The following is a 16,917-nucleotide window of genomic DNA, read 5'->3' on the forward strand; positions in this document are numbered from 1 at the left end:
AACTATATGTGTTTCAACTTCGTATAGGTAAGAAACCCTAATGTTCGCACATGATGAAGATATTACGCACATGCCTATTGGGCGTATTCTGTTTAATGGTTGGCTCTGCATTTGCGCAAGATGGAACCCCAGACTATGTTAAACAGATGGCAGACCCATCCGTTAATTTTTACACAGTACAAGAGAGCTTTGAAGCGTATTGGAAAGATCGTGAAGTAGAGAGAAGTCACGGTTGGAAGCAGTTTAAACGTTGGGAAGCCTTTATGGAACCACGCGTTTTCCCAACAGGGGAAAGGCCTGATCCTGCCATTCTTTGGAATGAAGGGATGAAGATGGGGAGCAATAAAGTGAACCTCGGTAACTGGTCGCACATTGGCCCGTATAACGGCAATGCCCTTGGGGGGGTTGGGCGTGTGAACTGTATTGAATTCCACCCAGAAAATTCCAACATCATATTTGCGGGTGCTCCTGCAGGTGGGGTTTGGAAATCAACCGATGGGGGTACTTCATGGAGTACAAACACGGATTTGCTTCCGAACCTTGGGGTTTCTGATATTGCAATTGATCCTTTGCATCCAGATACGATGTACATCGCTACAGGTGATCGCGATGCTGCAGATACCTACAGTATTGGTCTATTAAAATCGACCGATGGTGGTCAGACCTGGAATACGACTGGCATGAGCTATTCTGTGATCATGAGTCGCAGAATTGGTGGGATTTACATCAATCCAAAAAACACACAAGAAATTGTTGTAGCCACTCGAAATGGCATTCACCGATCTACTGACGGAGGCGCGAACTTTAGCAGCGTTCAAGGCGGATCTTGGCAAATGTTGACCTTCATCCCAGGTGCTTCAGACACCCTCTTTGTAGGGTCAAACTCTGGAGGAAATATCATGCGTTCCACGGATGCGGGACAGACTTGGACGACAGCCACAAATGGTATCCCAAACAGTGGTGTAACCCGCGTGGAAATTGCCACAACAGCAGACGATAACAACTACGTATATGCGTTAGTAACAGCATCGAATAACGGTCTGGACGGAGTTTATCGTTCTACCGATCGCGGTGCGAACTGGACGCTCGTGTTTAGCGGAAATACTCAGAACCTGCTTTCTTGGGGAACAAACCCAGGAGGGAATTCAGGGGGTTCTGCCGGAGGACAGGGATGGTATGATTTGGCCATTGCTGTTTCTCCAATCAACAAGAATGAAGTGTATGTGGGGGGTGTGAACATTTGGAGGTCTACCAATGGTGGAACTAGCTGGTCACTCAGCGCACACTGGTACGGTGGTGGCGGTGCTGACTTTGCTCACGCAGATCAGCATGCATTTATGTTTAAGCCGGGCACCAGCGATTTCTATGCGGGGAATGATGGTGGAGTTTATATGACCGCCGACGGTACCAATTACGTAGAACTTTGTAACGGACTGCACATTACCCAATACTATTGTATCGATATCTCAGAAGGTGAGCAGAACCTTACTATTGGTGGAGCTCAAGACAACGGTACGCATCTCAACAACACCTTTGGTTGGGACCGAGTGAAAGGTGGAGACGGTATGGACAACGCCATCGCAGAGGATAATCCCAATGTGATGTATGCAGCTTCTCAGTACGGGAACTTCTCAAAGTCGACCAATGGAGGTCAGAGTTTCAACGCAACCTTTAACCTGCCTCCAAATGGAACAGGTCAATGGGTTACGCCAATTGTTATTGATCCTACCAATGATAATGTTGTGTATATCGGCTATGATCAACTTTGGAAAACGACCAATGCCGGTTTGTCTTTCTCCGCAACCAGTGGTGCCATTCAAGGTACTCAACAGTGGATTGATGCCATTGCTGTATCCGAGAGCAATCCAGACTATATCTATGTGAGCATTGAGCAAAACGTATATAAATCGATGGATGGCGGCGCTACATGGGCATTGATCTCTAACAACATTTCAAATTCACGTTCGGTTACCGACATCGCTATTTCCGATACCGATCCAAATCACATTTGGATTTGTAAGTCGGGTTATGATGCAAACTTCAAAGTGTATGAATCCATCAATGGCGGTTTGTCTTGGTCGAATATCACAGGATCACTCCCGAACTTACCAGTGAATGCCATTATCTACCAAAAGGGCTCCAATGGTGCTATTTATGTGGGAACTGATATTGGTGTTTATTACCGCGATTACGGTTCAACATCGTGGGTTCCATTTATGTCAGGTCTTCCGAATGTCATCGTTAACGACCTCGAAATCCACTACGGTGCAGGCATCATTCGTGCGGGAACGTACGGTAGAGGTGTGTGGGAGAGCCCTTTGGCAAATACATTCTTGGGTAAGCCAAATGCAGCATTTACAGTCGCTCCAAAAGCATCATGTGTGCTTGGAGATACCATCACACTAACCGATATCAGCACGTATTCACCAACCGCTTGGGATTGGACGATCGTTCCATCTACGTATCAGTTTGTGAACGGGACCAATGCACAATCTCAGGATCCGCAAATTGTGGTCTCTGCCACAGGTCAATATTCAGTTCAACTCATTGCGTCTAACCGATTTGGTTCTGATACAGTGGTTGAAATCGGAGCTATTGGTGTGGGCGGTTTATCAGTACCTTATTCTGAAGATTTTGCCAACGGAGTTTCTGAAGATTACGAGATTATCAATCCAGATAACAACATTACTTGGTCGGCTTCACCTGCCGGAAATGGTAGTGTTTATATGGATTTCTACGATTATTCTATAGTGGGTGCTGAAGACGATTTGGTACTTCCTCCATTTGATCTGTCAGGGGTGGCAAACGCAAAATTGGTTTATGACATGGCCTATCGCCAGTATTCGTCATCGGCCTTGGATAGTTTGAAGATTTATGTGAGTTCTGATTGTGGAGCTACTTGGTCTTTGGAGCATGCTAGAGGAGAAGATGGAAGTGGAAACTTCGTGACCGGTGCCATGCAAACATCTGAATTCACTCCTCAAGCTCCATCGGATTGGAGAACCGATTCATTGGATTTGAGTGCATATGATAACTTGTCGCAAGTGCGCATCAAGTTTGTTGGCGTGAACGGAAACGGAAACAACTTGTACTTAGATAACATTAGCGTTACCGCCTCTGCTGGAGCTGCGCCTATTGCGGATTACTTTGCGGCAGACACAGCTTGTGAAGGATCTACCGTTCAGTATTACAACTTGAGTGGTGTAAACGGTCAGAGTTATCAGTGGACATTCCCTGGAGGTTCACCGTCAACTTCTACTGCGGCGAATCCAACCGTTACTTATGCGGGCACAGGTACGTATTCAGCATCGTTGGTAGTGTCCAATAGCTTCGGTTCGGACTCTATCTATGTCGCAAATTCCATTCATATTGTTGCCGCTACTGTTCCTTCTGTGAACCTCACGGCGAGTGCAACCACCATTTGTGCAGGAGAGGAAGTAACCTTCTATGCATCCAGCGTCAATGGCGGAGCAAATCCACAATATCAGTGGTTTGTGAACGGTCTGGCTAGAGGAAATTCTGGCGATACCATCACCATTCAACAATTGTCAAATAACGACACCATCCGAGTAGAGCTTCAATCGACAGAGCAATGTGCCATTCCTTCGGTTGTCTCTTCGAATAATATCATCTTAAATGTAAATGCATTACCAAATGTTGATGCAGGTACGTATGGTCCGATATGTTCAGGTGATGCTGCTTTTGCCCTTACAGGAACGCCTGCGGGAGGTACGTATTCAGGTAGAGGAGTGAGTGGAACCACTTTCGATCCGGTTTCTGCCGGTGTAGGTGCACATACCATCACCTATGAATACACCGATGCCAACGGATGTTTCAATTCGGCTTCAACGGTTATTGCTGTTCAAAATGGTCCGAATGTATTCATGACTGTGAAAGATTACTGCGAGAGTGATCCAGCAGAAAACATGAGCTATGGATTCCCGACTGGAGGTACCTATTCTATTGATGGTGTGGTTTCTTCAGTCATTGATCCAGCGAGTTTAGGTGCGGGTAAGTATTACGTTGAATACAGTTATAGCAATGGTAATTGTACCACGGTTAAAGCAGATACCATCGAGGTGTTTGCCGCTCCTCCAGCAAATCCTGGTATTACGGTAGACTGGGGAAGTCTGACGTGTAACTTGGTGGGGTATAACTACCAATGGTTGGATGCGAATGGTAATGCAATTCCTGGTGAGACCAATCGTGTGTTCTATCCGCAAGCGGCGGGTAATTATGCTGTACGTGTGAGTGCTGGAGCAACGTGTTCAGAAACATCCAATTACGTGTTCATTGAGAAGATCAGTGTGGAAGAGCAAATGTTGGCTCAGATCGATCTGAAATTGTTCCCGAATCCAACGGCTGACCAAGCTACTTTGAGCTTCAATTTAGAAGAAGCTGCTGAAGTTAAAGTTGAGTTGATGGATCTTACTGGAAAGATTCTCGAAGTGCGTAACGAAGGAACGCGAGTGGGAAGTGTTGCGATTCCATTCTCACTTCGCAAGTACGCTGCAGGCGTTTATATGGTTAAACTAACCGTGGGTGAAGCATCTACTACGAAGCGCATTGTTTTAGAGTAAACACCACGAGTGTATATTGAGAGAACCCCGACGAACTCGTCGGGGTTTTTTTATGAGTTTTTAGTCCGTAAGCTCTTGGAGTATATCCACAGATTCTTGTCTGGTCATCTTGTCGAAAAGTGGTTGAAGTACCCATACTCCAATAAAAGGGAAGATGTATAGAAGGACAAAAGTGATTTTCATCCGATATTTCAGCCACCATTTTTGGAAAGCCGAATGATGAGATTCAATACGGCGCTCGTCTTCTTTAAGTGCCATCCAAAATGTAGGCAGGTCTCGTTCCGTTTTTTTGAGACATGCTGTAAATACAACCGCCGACTTATAGGCCAATAATGTACTTGCAAGGAGACGCAGGGCGATAAAAGCCAAGGGAACACCTGCTGCAGTGAGGGTAAAGTCGAGTTTGCGGGTCGGCAGTCGGTTTGTAAAGAGAGGATAGAGCAGAAAGAAAAGGCTAATTGATGCGGTAAGAATGTACCAGAAGGTTTCCTTTCGTCGCCTATTACTCCGCATTCGGTTCGGCTCAAATTTGGGTTTGAGTTCAGGCAGATAGCTTTGGTAGAGTTCATTTGAAATGCTGACATGCCATTTGCCAATGAGGCCGAGTAAATAGATGGAGATTAAATGAAGTAGAAAGATGGCGCTGAATATTTGGAATGCTTGACTTGCATATTCATAAGGCAAAGGGCCGTAATTCTGAAATTGCTTATAACGATCAAGTTCAAAGAGCATCCAAAGAAAACCACCTATCCAGATAGCTAAGAACACTAAAGCAGGAAGCGCTTGTGCCAAAAGAATCAAATGGAAGTGTTTCCAGTTGACGATTTTTCGGAGAGAGACGCGTCGTTTCATTTAGGTAGAGATGTTCAGGGTCGATTGCGAATATAGCAACGACAAAGAACACATCGATGGTTCTCATCTATGTAGAAGAATATTGCGCCACGCGCATGTGGAAATGGGAATTTGGCCTGATTAGCCGTTCACCAAGTTCAAGATGCTTTCGAACATTGCTTTTCCATCCAAGTTGCCAAGGTTTGCATCGGCTGCTCTTTCGGGATGTGGCATCATTCCAAATACATTGCGACCCTCATTTGTGATTCCTGCGATGTTCTCAACTGCACCATTTGGATTTGCTTCTGGAGTAATGTTCCCATCTGCATCACAGTAACGGAAGAGAATTTGGTTATTCTCATTGAGCTTCTTGATGGTAGCTTCATCCGCGAAGTAATTACCCTCGCCATGTGCAATTGGAATTTGGTACGCTTTGTCCATGTCCAATCCACGAGTTACCAAGCTCTCGCCTGTTTGTGGCTTGAGGTAAACATTCTTACAAATGAATTTGTGACTCTCATTGTGCAACAAGGCGCCGGGAAGTAGGTGGCTCTCTGTCAATACTTGGAACCCGTTACAAACACCTAACACGTATCCGCCGTTGTTTGCGTGCTCAATAATGGACTCCATAATTGGAGAAAAACGAGCAATGGCTCCTGAACGAAGGTAATCTCCGTACGAGAATCCACCAGGAAGAACCACAAAGTCAACACCTTGTAAATCGGTGTCTTTGTGCCACAATTCAACCGTTTCGCACCCCATCACATTGCGGAGTACATAAATCATGTCTTGATCACAGTTCGATCCTGGAAAGGTTACAACGCCAAATTTCATGTTGCTGAGAATTTGCCGCAAAGGTAAAGAATAAGTTAGAGATTGGATGGGTTGGGGAGCAGGGTTTAATGGGGGGTGTTTTTGGGGTTTTAGGGTTTTAGGTGTTTTAGAGGTTTTAGGTGTTTTAGGGGTTGGATGACGGATGGCGGGTGACGGGTGACGGGTGATGGGTGTTTGATGCCTTGGGTTAGAAGTCTGAAGTTCAAAGCATGGGCTCGGGCTTCAGGCGTGGCCTTGTAATCCGCTGCTGACAGAATTTCCGCGCAGTATTTTTCCGTAAAACGCTGGAAATTGGCAATCTACTAGAACAACTACTATGCTTACAACGAATTCATCTTGGCTAAAGAAAGGAGCGTGGATTGCCGCTACCGCTTCATTCTTAGTGGTGGCGTGTGAAAAAAACATATTGAATACGGGACCTGTAGAATACGACGAGAAGGCTACCACAGATGCGACCATTGCTTCAGTTCCATACGACGATGCCTCCGTAATTGTAGATCTCGCTTATGAGGGCAATTACAATGGCAAGAACAATGATGTCCTTTCTTGCGCTGTCATCTCTGTGGATACACTGACTTCGGCTTTTCACCGAGTAATCATCGATTTTGGAACAGGTTGTACGGATGCTGCAGGCAATGTGAGAACGGGACAGATTAAAGCGACCTTCACGGTTCCACGAATTGCGGGAGGTGCAGTAACCGACTTAGAATTTATCAATTACACCTTCAATCAAGTTGAGGTTGCCGGTATTTATCATCAAGTTTTTACAGGGCTTAATTCATCTAGCCAACCAGAGTGGGCGGTTGATATTGACGGCTATGCAGCTTTTTCTCCTGGTGATACTCTTTTCTATGAAAGCACTCGGACGAGAACTTGGATTGATGGTTTTAATCCCTTTAATCCATCTTCTATCAGATTTGCCATAACGGGAGCTGCGAGTGGTCAACGTACCGGTCAACCACAATGGATTGCCACAGTGAAAGACGATCTGATTTGGAAGTACGGTTGCCCTTGGTTAGTTGAGGGGAAATACGAAATCAGTGTAGGGAATGCGAAAGTTTACGAAGTGGATTTCGGGAATGGTGACTGTGACGACGAAGCTACTGTTTCTGGCAGCGGCGGCTCCATCATCATCCAGTTATAAATTAAATTCTTCCGTTGTTCTTACCCAAGAGGTTGCACATGCGGTAGAGAATGCGAGCACCTACGTTTGCATCCCAATCGTCGTGCGGGCCTGGAGCAACTTCGTTCAAATCCATTCCGATAATGGTTCTGCCTGATTCGGAAAGGCGTTCAAACAAATAGAGAACTTCCTCTACATCGAATCCGCCTGCCACAGGAGTGCCAGTGTTTGGGCAAAGCTTGGGGTCTAGTCCGTCGATATCAAAGCTGATGTACACTTTGGAAGGCAGGTGTTCAATGATCTCTTCTACCTGTTCTTTCCACGTTTTTCCTTCGAACTTCGCTCGCTTCAAATCGCGATCAAAATAGGTGACCACTCTACCGTTTTGAGCGGCGATAGCATCCACTTCTTCTTCACAATAATCGCGGATTCCCACCTGAACCAACTTAGAAATCCGTTCTTCTTTCAGCGCATTGGTCATGATGGATGCATGCGAGTAATCAAATCCTTCATACGCATCTCTCAAATCCGCATGAGCATCAATTTGTAGGATTCCAAAACTGCGATGACGTTCTGCTAGCGCTTTGAGGTACCCCAAAGGAGTGCTGTGGTCACCCCCTAAAAGCACGACCAATTTATCTTTGTCTAAGTACTCCGACGTGCTCTCCTGAACCCACTTTACCATTTTGTGAGTGGCGTGGTTGATCTTCTCTAGTAGTTCGGCGGTCTTATTGTCTTCGTGGCCAGTTTCAAGGGCGCCTAAATAGGCAACTGCTTTTTCTCGATACTTGTCGCTCCGCTCTTTCCACTTGGTGTCAATCTTCGCCATGTACAATCCCATTTTCCAGGCATCGCGCACGTAGGGATCGTATAAATCCACTTGCTTAGAAGCTTCTAGAACCGCCTCCGGACCAAGGGCTGTTCCTCCTGAATAACTAACGGTGACTTCCCATGGAACTGGAAAGATGACAACTTCAGCATCTTTTGAATTGAAAGGTAGACCATAAATGCGATCTCCTGTAGCAAGTCCGTTTGGATCAAACTGAACAATTTTTTCTTCCTTGGTCATGTAGGTGCAGTTGAATACTACAAAGTTTACACTTTTTGCGACACCAAAGTTACTGCGAGGTTAAAAGACAACCATGGTACCAGTACGCGGTGGAGCCATCGGAAGATAAAGTTTGAATTTCAATCAGATACTGTCCGGGAACAAGAGTTTTGCGATTTTCGTCGAATCCATCCCAACGAAGTACATCACCTTTAGCGATGAGCACCTCCTTGAGAGGATGGGCAAGTGGCTGACCATCCGCTGTTATGATGTTGAGTGAACACGATTTTCCTTCCCATGAGTCGGGTAAATGAATGATGAGCTCATCATAGATGCCATCGTTATTCGGTGAAAATTGAGCGCGTTCCAAGGAGGGTTCATCCACTTGAAGAGGGGGGTGAAATCGATAGATACCCGGTGTTGCGTTTCCCGATCCTGTAGAAGTGGACGTCCATGCAGTCTCGCTTGAGGTGAATTGAATTCGGCGCAAACTCACACTGGTGTTTTTATCGGTTAGTGGATGGTAGCTGTCCTGTGACCAACGGGTGGAATCGAGCATTGTCCCCTCTGAATTGACGAGGCATAATCCTCCAATTGATGGTAGGTTCACCATGTTTCCCTTGTAGACGTGCGCTCGTGGATTGGAATGTGCGAAATGCGAGAATAGGGACAGTGGTTGATCACAGATTACGGCTGTTTCCCAAGGGCCGAGGAGTGTGCTATTGTCCGTTATGCGTGCAAGGTCTTCGGCACCATTATCCACCGACCATCTCCCTATGTAAACCTGCTCCAGGTCAATGGTGAAATTTCCAAAATTGACGATTTCAATGAATTCGGGTATGTCGTTTACGGGATCCACTAAGAGTTCAGTGATGCGAAGATGATTGGCAATTTCAGGCGCCCCTAAATAAGTTGCAGTGGTGTCAAAAACGAAACCTCCGCAGAAATCTCCATGGAGTTGAACTTGTCCTGTGTCAGATATATGCCAATTTCTTCGGGTGAGATTTGTAGCTATAGAAGGTTGGCCATTCGCGAGCAATTGTAAAAGAGGAAAGGCGAATTGAAGGGTGAATCCCGTATCGTTTGCGGCGATGTACTCCAAAGCATTGAGAGGAGCGTACAGGTTGGTTTCTGGCTTATTCTCTAGCCCGGGAGAACCACCATCGGTTCCTGCAGAGGACCATGCGCTCTCGGTTTCGCAACTGGGCCTGCTTTCATTTCTTTCAAGGGACCATCCACTTTTATCTTTCCACGATGAACTGTGCCATGATGGATTATATTCAACATAATCTATTACCTCGTTCCAATCATCCAGAAGTTCAAGGGTGCCTCCTGAATTGGGCAAGGAGGAGAAGTTCATTACGTAAACGTTGGGCTCAAGAGGTCCATTTGCGAAGGCCATTTTACCTACAAATGCAGTGTCCGGCAATGGGTATTTCTTTTCATTGATTCGAACCGTCCAGTCTTTCAATGAAACGGAGTCTGAAGCAAGAGCGTAAAGTTCAAAATACTCATGGGGCCATGGGCTTTCAGTGTTTGCATTGTAGTGAATTTCGGAGAAGTGCACCCATCGGTAAATAGGACGGACTAGTGTTGTTTGCAGCGTGTCTGCAGGCAGTCCGGCATTGTCTATAAAGGATTCTAAGCTGATTTGATACGTCCCATCAGATGCGCCTGAATTTCGTTGTAAGATGAATTCCGAGTTTGAGTTTCTGGAAACCGTCCAGATTATACTTTGATTGTCCACTACAGTGGATGGAAATTGTAGGATGCTTTTGGAGAACTGAATTTCTAATCGTGTTCTACTCTTCCATTCAACTGCGCTAATTTTAGGGGGAATTGTATCGCGATAAGGAATGCCGCTAACATGAATGTCATCCCAAAAGACTTTTGTGGCTCTCGTCTTCGTGTATTTGGCTCCTATGCCGAAGCGTTGAGAGGAGAAATGCTGGTCATCGAAAGCAGAATCCGAGTATTCCCATGAAGTTGAATCACGTTTGAGATTGAGTGTCCAATAGTGGTTGGGAGAACGCTGGACTTCCCAGAATAGCGTCACTGAGGCGAGATCTAGATAGTCAACAGGAGATTGCAGAAGTGTTTGCGATTGTGCACCTGTATTTCGGACGAGTTTCACACGATCAGCAGATTGTCCAGCAACTCGTAATTCTACAGTGTTTCCAAGGGTGTCATCACACAGTACTAATGTGGCGAAGTTGGCGCTGGAAGGGTTAAAGTCCATCGCGATGTAGCCGCTCCAAATGCCAGTCTTTTCTGCCGTGGATGGTGCGTAGATCCAGCTTTCACCAGCATTGGAATCATTGAGTTGAAGTTGTTTGTCTGACGATTGAATAAAGTTGCTTGTGTCACCGCTCCAAGCGGGATTTCTGCCTAGGGAATGGTCTGAAAATGAGTCGAACCACGTACCTTGGGCAGAAGTACAAAACGACATTCCCATGCAAGCAACATATACTGATGCTTTCATGTGAAAAATTAATTGGTTTGTTTAAATTTGCAGCCTAAATTTAAGAAAAAAACAAAACAATGCGAGTAGCCGTAGTTGGAGCCACCGGAATGGTTGGTGAGGTTATGTTGAAGGTGCTCGAAGAGCGCAATTTTCCCGTTACTGAATTAATCCCTGCGGCCAGTGTTCGGTCGGTAGGTAAAAAGGTAATGTTTAAAGGGAAAGAAGTTTCCGTGGTTTCGCTTCCAGATGCCGTCGCAGCCAAGCCTGATATCGCACTGTTTTCCGCCGGTGGAGATGTGTCTACTGCTTGGGCTCCTAAATTTGCTGAAGTAGGTACGCGTGTCATTGACAATAGCTCGGCGTGGAGAATGACCGAGGGCATTCCGCTGGTTGTTCCAGAAATCAATGGCTCTATTATTTCTGAGGATGATCGCATTATTGCCAATCCCAATTGTTCGACTATCCAGCTTGTTATGGTGTTGAACCCCCTCCATGAGCGTTATGGAATCACACGTGTAATTGTGAGTACGTATCAAAGTATTACGGGTACAGGTGTGAAAGCTGTAGAACAACTACAAAATGAGCGTGAGGGCAAGACAGGTCCAATGGCTTACCCTTATCCCATTGACAAAAACTGTTTGCCACAATGTGATGTCTTTACGGACAATGGTTACACTAAGGAAGAGATGAAACTCACCCGTGAAACCGTGAAAATTCTTGACGATGATTCTGTATTGGTGTCTGCAACCGCTGTCCGTGTACCCGTTCAGGGTGGTCATTCCGAGAGTGTGAATATTGAGTTCGCTGAGGTGCCAAGCGTCCCAGAAATCAGAACTATATTAAATGCCACTCCGGGCATAACCCTACAAGATAATCCGGATATCAACCTTTATCCTATGCCTCGTTTTGCAGAAGGCAAGGACGATACTTTTGTTGGAAGGATTCGTGTGGATTATTCCAATCCAAGAGCGGTGAACTGCTGGATCGTAGCTGACAACCTTCGAAAAGGGGCCGCTACCAATGCGGTTCAAATTGCAGAGTACATCTTGGCGCAGGGATGGTAGTTTGGGGGTGAGTGTTGTAGGTTCATAGTTCTGTGTCTGGGGGAATTCGAAGTTCGTTCGGAGGACTGACATCATGCACTGAACATTACGTGCAGCCAACAGTTCGATGTTTGAATCATTAAGTTGTAAAGCAGGGCGGGCGTATGCTGCAATTGTAAAGTGACATCCGCACTATCCATCTAGTGCATAGTACGTTGTGCATGCCACTCGCCGCCGCAAACTTCTTCCCGTCGTGAAAGGAACCTTTTTCCCGTTCGTCTCGTTAATAGATTAAGAATAGACGACTATGAAATTGAATTCCGTTGTATTTTCACTTACCGCACTGCTGTCCATGGCCTGTGGAAATTCTAGTTCACACACGTCAGGTACACCAGTTGCAACAACATTGAACACTGAAATGAGTCAGGAAACACAAACCGCCATCTTTGCCTCTGGATGTTTTTGGGGCACGGAGTATTTTTTAAAGAGACAAGAAGGAGTAATTTCAACTACCGTAGGCTATACCGGAGGTCATGTTGATAATCCTACGTACAAACAGGTGTGTACCAAGGAGACTGGGCATTACGAAGCGGTGATGGTAGAGTTCGATCCATCTATTGTGAGCTATGAACAACTGACTAAGTGGTTCTTTGAAACCCATGACCCCACTCAAGCGAATGGTCAGGGACCAGATATTGGTCCTCAGTACCGCTCTGCCATCTTTGTTGCCGATGATAATCAGCGGAGAATTGCCAACGACCTTATTGGCATTCTCGAAGCCAAGGGAATGGACATTGCCACGGAAGTGAAAGATGCCGTTACATTCTGGCCCGCTGAATTGTATCACCAAGACTACTACGACAATAAGGGGGGTACTCCATATTGCCACGCGTATAGGAAGTTGTTTTAGAAGGAGGGTAGGTGCGAAGTACTGGAACTTCGTACCCGAATTCTTACCTTGCCCTTCCATTAAGAATATACCATTATGGCAATCAGAGCACCTTTCAATTTCAATAAGTGGCTAGAGGAGAACCGAGATAAGCTCGTTCCACCTGTGGGCAACAAGAACTTATATCCAGAAGGGGAGGATTACATTGTTATGGTGGTGGCTGGGCCAAATGCCCGTAAGGATTATCACTACAATGAAACCGAGGAGTGGTTTTTCCAATTGGAAGGAGAGATCACCGTTCGCATTCAAGAGGAAGGAAAAGCTCGTGATATCGATTTAGGTCCGGGCGACATGTTCCTATGTCCTGCCGGGATTCCGCACAGCCCAATGCGAAAGGAAGGTAGTATTGGGTTGGTGGTAGAGCGCGTTAGAAAGGGAACAGATTACAAAGATGGATTGCTTTGGTTCTGTGATAAGTGTAACCACAAATTACATGAAACATACTTCCCATTGGTAGATATCGAAACGGACTTCTTACCTCGATTTAAGGAGTACTATTCTTCAGAAGAGTTGCGCACTTGTGACAACTGTGGTCACACCATGGAAACCGATCCGCGCTTCGTTTAGGCCCAATGGTCTTCTTTCAATTCAGAATTTTGAGCTAGCCAATTGAGCACTTCTTCCCTGTCCGTGGTAAATGTGAAATCGTCGTATGCGCCATGGCGAATTGTGATCTTGTGGACATATGATCCCCAAAAGAGCTGAGACCACTTCGACGTGTTCTCAATCGTATACCATCGAGCTTCTTTGGAAGCTATGCATATTTCTTTTTCTAAGAAGGTCTTGAAGCACAGTTCGTCCTGACGAATAGTGAACTTGGCAAAAACGTTTTGAAGTGGCTGGATGGTGGCCAGTATCGAGAATATCAAAACGGTTGCCCAAGACATGTCTTGATCTTTCCAAATGAGGTTTGTAAGGCTTGTCAGTGCTCCCAAAATAGCCACCGTTAGAGGAAAGACGAGTAGGGAAGAAAGTCGAACTGTATTGCGAATGACTACGGTAGAGACTGCGTTGGTTTCGCTCATTTTACTGTTCAATTACTCTTGTACTATACACATCTTGACGGTCGCCAACGGCTCGGAAGACATACATACCGGCTGGCAGGTCTAAATTCAATTCTACACGGTCTGTGTCGGTGTACGAAGCTCTGTAGAGAAGTCGGCCATCCACCGCGTGTATTTCGAAATCTAATTGATTGTATTCCCTTGGGAAAGTAAGAGAATATATACCATTCCCTGGATTAGGGAATACGTTGAGTTGCGCGATTCCCTGTTCTCTCAAAGAAACGTCTTGGAGTACAATACACGCGGAGGTATCGGAACAATTTCCTTTGTTGATAATCACGGCGTAGGTTCCATCTTGAGTGGGGGTGAAGTTTCTATTGATTGCCCCAGGAATGATGTTTTTGTTGACGCAGTTCATCCATTGATAGGAAGAGGCGTTGGCTTCGCCGCTGGTAAGTGTTGAATTAGAAACGGCGATTGTTTCGTCGATTTCCGTGATTTCAACACGAATTGAAACTACGCTGTCGCAACCGTTAGCGAGGGGATAAAGGAAAGATGCGGTGTCACAAGTGGTGGTGTATTTTGTTCCCATCAACCAAAGTGGACCACAAGATTGCATGGTGTCTCTTCCCGTTTTTCCATCAGCACAAAAGAGTCGCGCTTCTCCAGTTTGAGGGCCATTTTGATTGGAGTTGATAGAAGATGCAAAGAGTCTCTGTCCTGTTGAATCGAGCGCCAATCGGTGTCCAAATTTATCGAGAAAATCATGTCCTTTTACAGGAGTGTGAACGAGCGACCATGTTCCGTTACTCACTTCTTCATAGATGTACACGCCACCTTGTGAAGATTGGTTGAAAGTTGCGTGAACGTCTGAAGATGCGAGACGATTTCCATCGCGAGAAAGGGAGATGTATGAGCCGAAGGCCACCGATCCAGTAGGTGGGTTGAGGGTTCCGTTGAGGCTCCAAGAAGTACCATTCCAGTCATAGGTTTTAACCCGACGTTGAACCGAGGCGCTGGTGTTTAATCGTTCAAAAGATGTAAATGATATTCTATCCCCTGTTATGTCTATGTCTGCCGAATGGCCAAGAGATGTTTGCAATTGAAGCCCTGTAAAAGCCCCACCTTTTGTTTGCCAAGCGCCGGCCACATATTCGTAGACTTCTACTTCGCCAACAACAGATCCTCCTACCTCTAAAAGAGGGGTGGTAACGATGAATTCTGTTCCATCGCCACTGATCTTGAGCGACTCGCCAAATTTGGCATTGGATGCATTTCCGTGAATAGGACTTCCTTTTTGAACATATCCAGCTCCCAAGTTCTCGTAAACCTTCACATCTCCTGCATAGAGCGTGTTGCCATTCGGCGAGTACTCAGAAGAAATGACAATCACGGATCCGTCTTGGTTCAAGTCAATTCTCCATCCAAACTGGTCGTTCATGTTGGTGCCGTAAAGCGTGCCAATATTTTGCCATTCCATTCCTGTAAAGGCAAAAATCACCACCATGCCTCTATCTACACCTAAATCGTCGTTACCGGGTTCACCAATTGCGATGACATTCCCATCACCAGAGATGGCCACGGACGTTCCCGCTCTTACTCCTGGGCTCGATCCTTCGTACTTGGTGTGTAGAGGTTGCCATCTATTTCGATTTGGATTCCATTCTAGAATTCGAACCTCACCTGAATTGTACCAACCGTTGATGTTTGCCGCATGAGCGCCAATAATGCAACGCTGTCCGTCATTGGAAAGATCTATGGCGTGTCCGAGTTCATCTTGCCCGTCTTTGCCTATCAGAGCTTGTCCAATTTGCGTCCAATCCTGCGCTTGTGCAGTAGGAGTGAGGCCGAGTAAAAGGAGGAAAAGTGGTAGTAGTCTTGTAATCATACAGAGCGATCGAACAGGGAAGGTATTAATTTTCCAAGGATTTTCCGATACGTTCATTCGTATCGCTGACCACAATGTATGTAGCTACGCTTATAATGTCCTCAACAGGAATGCAGTTGTAATGTCTAGAGTCTTGAGCGACTCCACGATTGTCACTTGTTACAAATACATAGTCTTTTTGAAAGGTGTATGCACTGTATCGTTCAGTCGTTTCCAACTTGTCATCTCTACTTGATCCTGTATAATACCCTTGCTCTAAACTAATAAGTTTGGCGTAAATGTGAGCGGTAGAATCATTGATAACTACCGTCATTCCCTTGTATGGGATGGTAGTATTCAAGATGGATTCTTCTAGTTCGTACGTTACAAATGGCCTTTCCCAGATAGAGTCGCAACCCACTTGTGTAGAGATGTATTGGGCCGTGCTGTCCGAGATCTGACTAACATATTGATACCCATCTCTTGAGTAAATTTGACCCTCGTACTGTAGTTTTACACTATTAAAAGTGATGTCAGGTTGGCTAGATTCAATCACATACGTTTGGAACACTTCGTACGAGTGATCAGCGAGCTTTCCATCTATGAATTCGTCAATATCGTCAAAACGAATATGTTCACCTGGTAGACCTACTACTCTTGAAAGGTATCTATCCCCAGTACCTAAATCTGCTCTCTCAAACATAACAACACTGCCACGCTTGAACTCCTTGTTTTCCATGCGAATTAACTCACCTGGAAGAATTGTCGGAGCCATTGAAGCGGTAGGTGCTGTAACCGTTTTAGAAATCAAAAACCCTTTTGCTAGGTAAGGAATGCCGATGCGAAGTAAAATGGCTACCAGTGTCCATAGTAACAAATTAGGGGCGTCAATAGGAGTTTTAGTGCGTTGGATCACCGCCACTATAGCTGCAAATAGGGAAAAAGATAACATGATGCCTATGCAAGAGTACAGCAGAATGGGGCCTAGTTCAACGAACACTATAATTAGAGATAGGACCAAGAATGTTCCTAGAAATCCTGCTGCTTGCAAATACTTCTGATAGTAAAGCTGAACTGAACCAGGAAGGGCTAGGTTGCATAGAAAGACAAGAATGCCATTCGATTTTTTATATCCTTCATCTGATTCCAATTGATCGAGAACGTCCATGAAATT

Annotated in this window: 12 protein-coding genes; 5 read left to right on the top strand and 7 right to left on the bottom strand. The window is 45.6% G+C overall.

The window, feature by feature from the left end; translation table 11 throughout:
• Positions 1-50 precede the first annotated feature (50 nt).
• Entirely contained in the window at positions 51-4,580 is a 4,530-nt protein-coding gene (locus F8C82_RS13550) for a T9SS type A sorting domain-containing protein (RefSeq protein ID WP_151694161.1), read from the top strand.
• A gap of 60 nt (positions 4,581-4,640) precedes the next feature.
• Here the strand turns inward: F8C82_RS13550 and F8C82_RS13555 are convergent, their stop codons facing one another.
• Entirely contained in the window at positions 4,641-5,432 is a 792-nt protein-coding gene (locus F8C82_RS13555) for a hypothetical protein (protein ID WP_151694162.1), read from the bottom strand.
• 120 nt (positions 5,433-5,552) lie between these two features.
• Positions 5,553-6,245, bottom strand: coding sequence for a phosphoribosylformylglycinamidine synthase subunit PurQ (gene purQ, locus F8C82_RS13560; RefSeq protein WP_151694163.1), 693 nt, complete (start codon positions 6,243-6,245; stop codon positions 5,553-5,555).
• A 316-nt stretch (positions 6,246-6,561) separates the two neighbouring features.
• On the opposite strand from purQ, the gene F8C82_RS13565 reads away from it, so the two are divergent.
• A complete protein-coding gene (locus F8C82_RS13565; protein WP_151694164.1) occupies positions 6,562-7,389 on the top strand; it encodes a hypothetical protein in 828 nt (275 codons plus the stop codon).
• A gap of 1 nt (position 7,390) precedes the next feature.
• Here F8C82_RS13565 and F8C82_RS13570 read toward each other — a convergent pair whose 3' ends face one another.
• Together F8C82_RS13570 and F8C82_RS13575 are read right to left on the bottom strand one after the other, a co-directional pair.
• Positions 7,391-8,437, bottom strand: coding sequence for an agmatinase family protein (locus F8C82_RS13570; protein ID WP_151694165.1), 1,047 nt, complete (start codon positions 8,435-8,437; stop codon positions 7,391-7,393).
• Between the two features lie 49 nt (positions 8,438-8,486).
• Positions 8,487-10,898, bottom strand: a complete 2,412-nt coding sequence (locus tag F8C82_RS13575) for a hypothetical protein (protein ID WP_151694166.1) — start codon at positions 10,896-10,898, stop codon at positions 8,487-8,489.
• 59 nt (positions 10,899-10,957) lie between these two features.
• Between F8C82_RS13575 and F8C82_RS13580 the strand changes: the two genes are divergently transcribed.
• The 3 genes from F8C82_RS13580 (at position 10,958) to F8C82_RS13590 (ending at position 13,439) form a co-directional block, all read left to right on the top strand.
• Positions 10,958-11,944 (top strand): aspartate-semialdehyde dehydrogenase, encoded by a 987-nt coding sequence (locus F8C82_RS13580; RefSeq protein ID WP_151694167.1) that lies wholly within the window; start codon positions 10,958-10,960, stop codon positions 11,942-11,944.
• 286 nt (positions 11,945-12,230) lie between these two features.
• Entirely contained in the window at positions 12,231-12,833 is a 603-nt protein-coding gene (gene msrA, locus F8C82_RS13585) for a peptide-methionine (S)-S-oxide reductase MsrA (RefSeq protein WP_151694168.1), read from the top strand.
• A gap of 75 nt (positions 12,834-12,908) precedes the next feature.
• A complete protein-coding gene (locus F8C82_RS13590; RefSeq protein ID WP_151694169.1) occupies positions 12,909-13,439 on the top strand; it encodes a 3-hydroxyanthranilate 3,4-dioxygenase in 531 nt (176 codons plus the stop codon).
• On the opposite strand, the gene F8C82_RS13595 is transcribed toward F8C82_RS13590, so the two are convergent.
• From F8C82_RS13595 to F8C82_RS13605, 3 genes are read right to left on the bottom strand one after another with little or no spacing between them, the layout of a single operon-like run.
• A complete protein-coding gene (locus tag F8C82_RS13595) occupies positions 13,436-13,897 on the bottom strand; it encodes a hypothetical protein (protein ID WP_151694170.1) in 462 nt (153 codons plus the stop codon). The genes F8C82_RS13590 and F8C82_RS13595 overlap by 4 nt on opposite strands.
• Before the next feature lies 1 nt (position 13,898).
• On the bottom strand, positions 13,899-15,764 hold the full coding sequence (locus F8C82_RS13600; RefSeq protein WP_170266274.1) for a T9SS type A sorting domain-containing protein: 1,866 nt from the start codon (positions 15,762-15,764) through the stop codon (positions 13,899-13,901).
• Positions 15,765-15,789: 25 nt separating this feature from the next.
• Complete coding sequence (locus F8C82_RS13605) at positions 15,790-16,911, bottom strand: S26 family signal peptidase (protein ID WP_151694172.1); 1,122 nt, start codon at positions 16,909-16,911, stop codon at positions 15,790-15,792.
• Positions 16,912-16,917 lie beyond the last annotated feature (6 nt).

Origin of the sequence: Phaeocystidibacter marisrubri (assembly GCF_008933165.1) — a bacterium.
Classification (GTDB): domain Bacteria; phylum Bacteroidota; class Bacteroidia; order Flavobacteriales; family Schleiferiaceae; genus Phaeocystidibacter; species Phaeocystidibacter marisrubri.

What these genes read in the sequence shown, in the direction of transcription:
- F8C82_RS13600 (WP_170266274.1), bottom strand. Translation starts at nt 15,764, where the DNA reads ATGATTACAAGACTACTACCACTTTTCCTCCTTTTACTCGGCCTCACT.
- F8C82_RS13605 (WP_151694172.1), bottom strand. Translation starts at nt 16,911, where the DNA reads ATGGACGTTCTCGATCAATTGGAATCAGATGAAGGATATAAAAAATCG.
- F8C82_RS13550 (WP_151694161.1), top strand. Translation starts at nt 51, where the DNA reads ATGATGAAGATATTACGCACATGCCTATTGGGCGTATTCTGTTTAATG.
- F8C82_RS13565 (WP_151694164.1), top strand. Translation starts at nt 6,562, where the DNA reads ATGCTTACAACGAATTCATCTTGGCTAAAGAAAGGAGCGTGGATTGCC.
- F8C82_RS13595 (WP_151694170.1), bottom strand. Translation starts at nt 13,897, where the DNA reads ATGAGCGAAACCAACGCAGTCTCTACCGTAGTCATTCGCAATACAGTT.
- F8C82_RS13590 (WP_151694169.1), top strand. Translation starts at nt 12,909, where the DNA reads ATGGCAATCAGAGCACCTTTCAATTTCAATAAGTGGCTAGAGGAGAAC.
- F8C82_RS13570 (WP_151694165.1), bottom strand. Translation starts at nt 8,437, where the DNA reads ATGACCAAGGAAGAAAAAATTGTTCAGTTTGATCCAAACGGACTTGCT.
- msrA (WP_151694168.1), top strand. Translation starts at nt 12,231, where the DNA reads ATGAAATTGAATTCCGTTGTATTTTCACTTACCGCACTGCTGTCCATG.
- F8C82_RS13580 (WP_151694167.1), top strand. Translation starts at nt 10,958, where the DNA reads ATGCGAGTAGCCGTAGTTGGAGCCACCGGAATGGTTGGTGAGGTTATG.
- purQ (WP_151694163.1), bottom strand. Translation starts at nt 6,245, where the DNA reads ATGAAATTTGGCGTTGTAACCTTTCCAGGATCGAACTGTGATCAAGAC.
- F8C82_RS13575 (WP_151694166.1), bottom strand. Translation starts at nt 10,898, where the DNA reads ATGAAAGCATCAGTATATGTTGCTTGCATGGGAATGTCGTTTTGTACT.
- F8C82_RS13555 (WP_151694162.1), bottom strand. Translation starts at nt 5,432, where the DNA reads ATGAAACGACGCGTCTCTCTCCGAAAAATCGTCAACTGGAAACACTTC.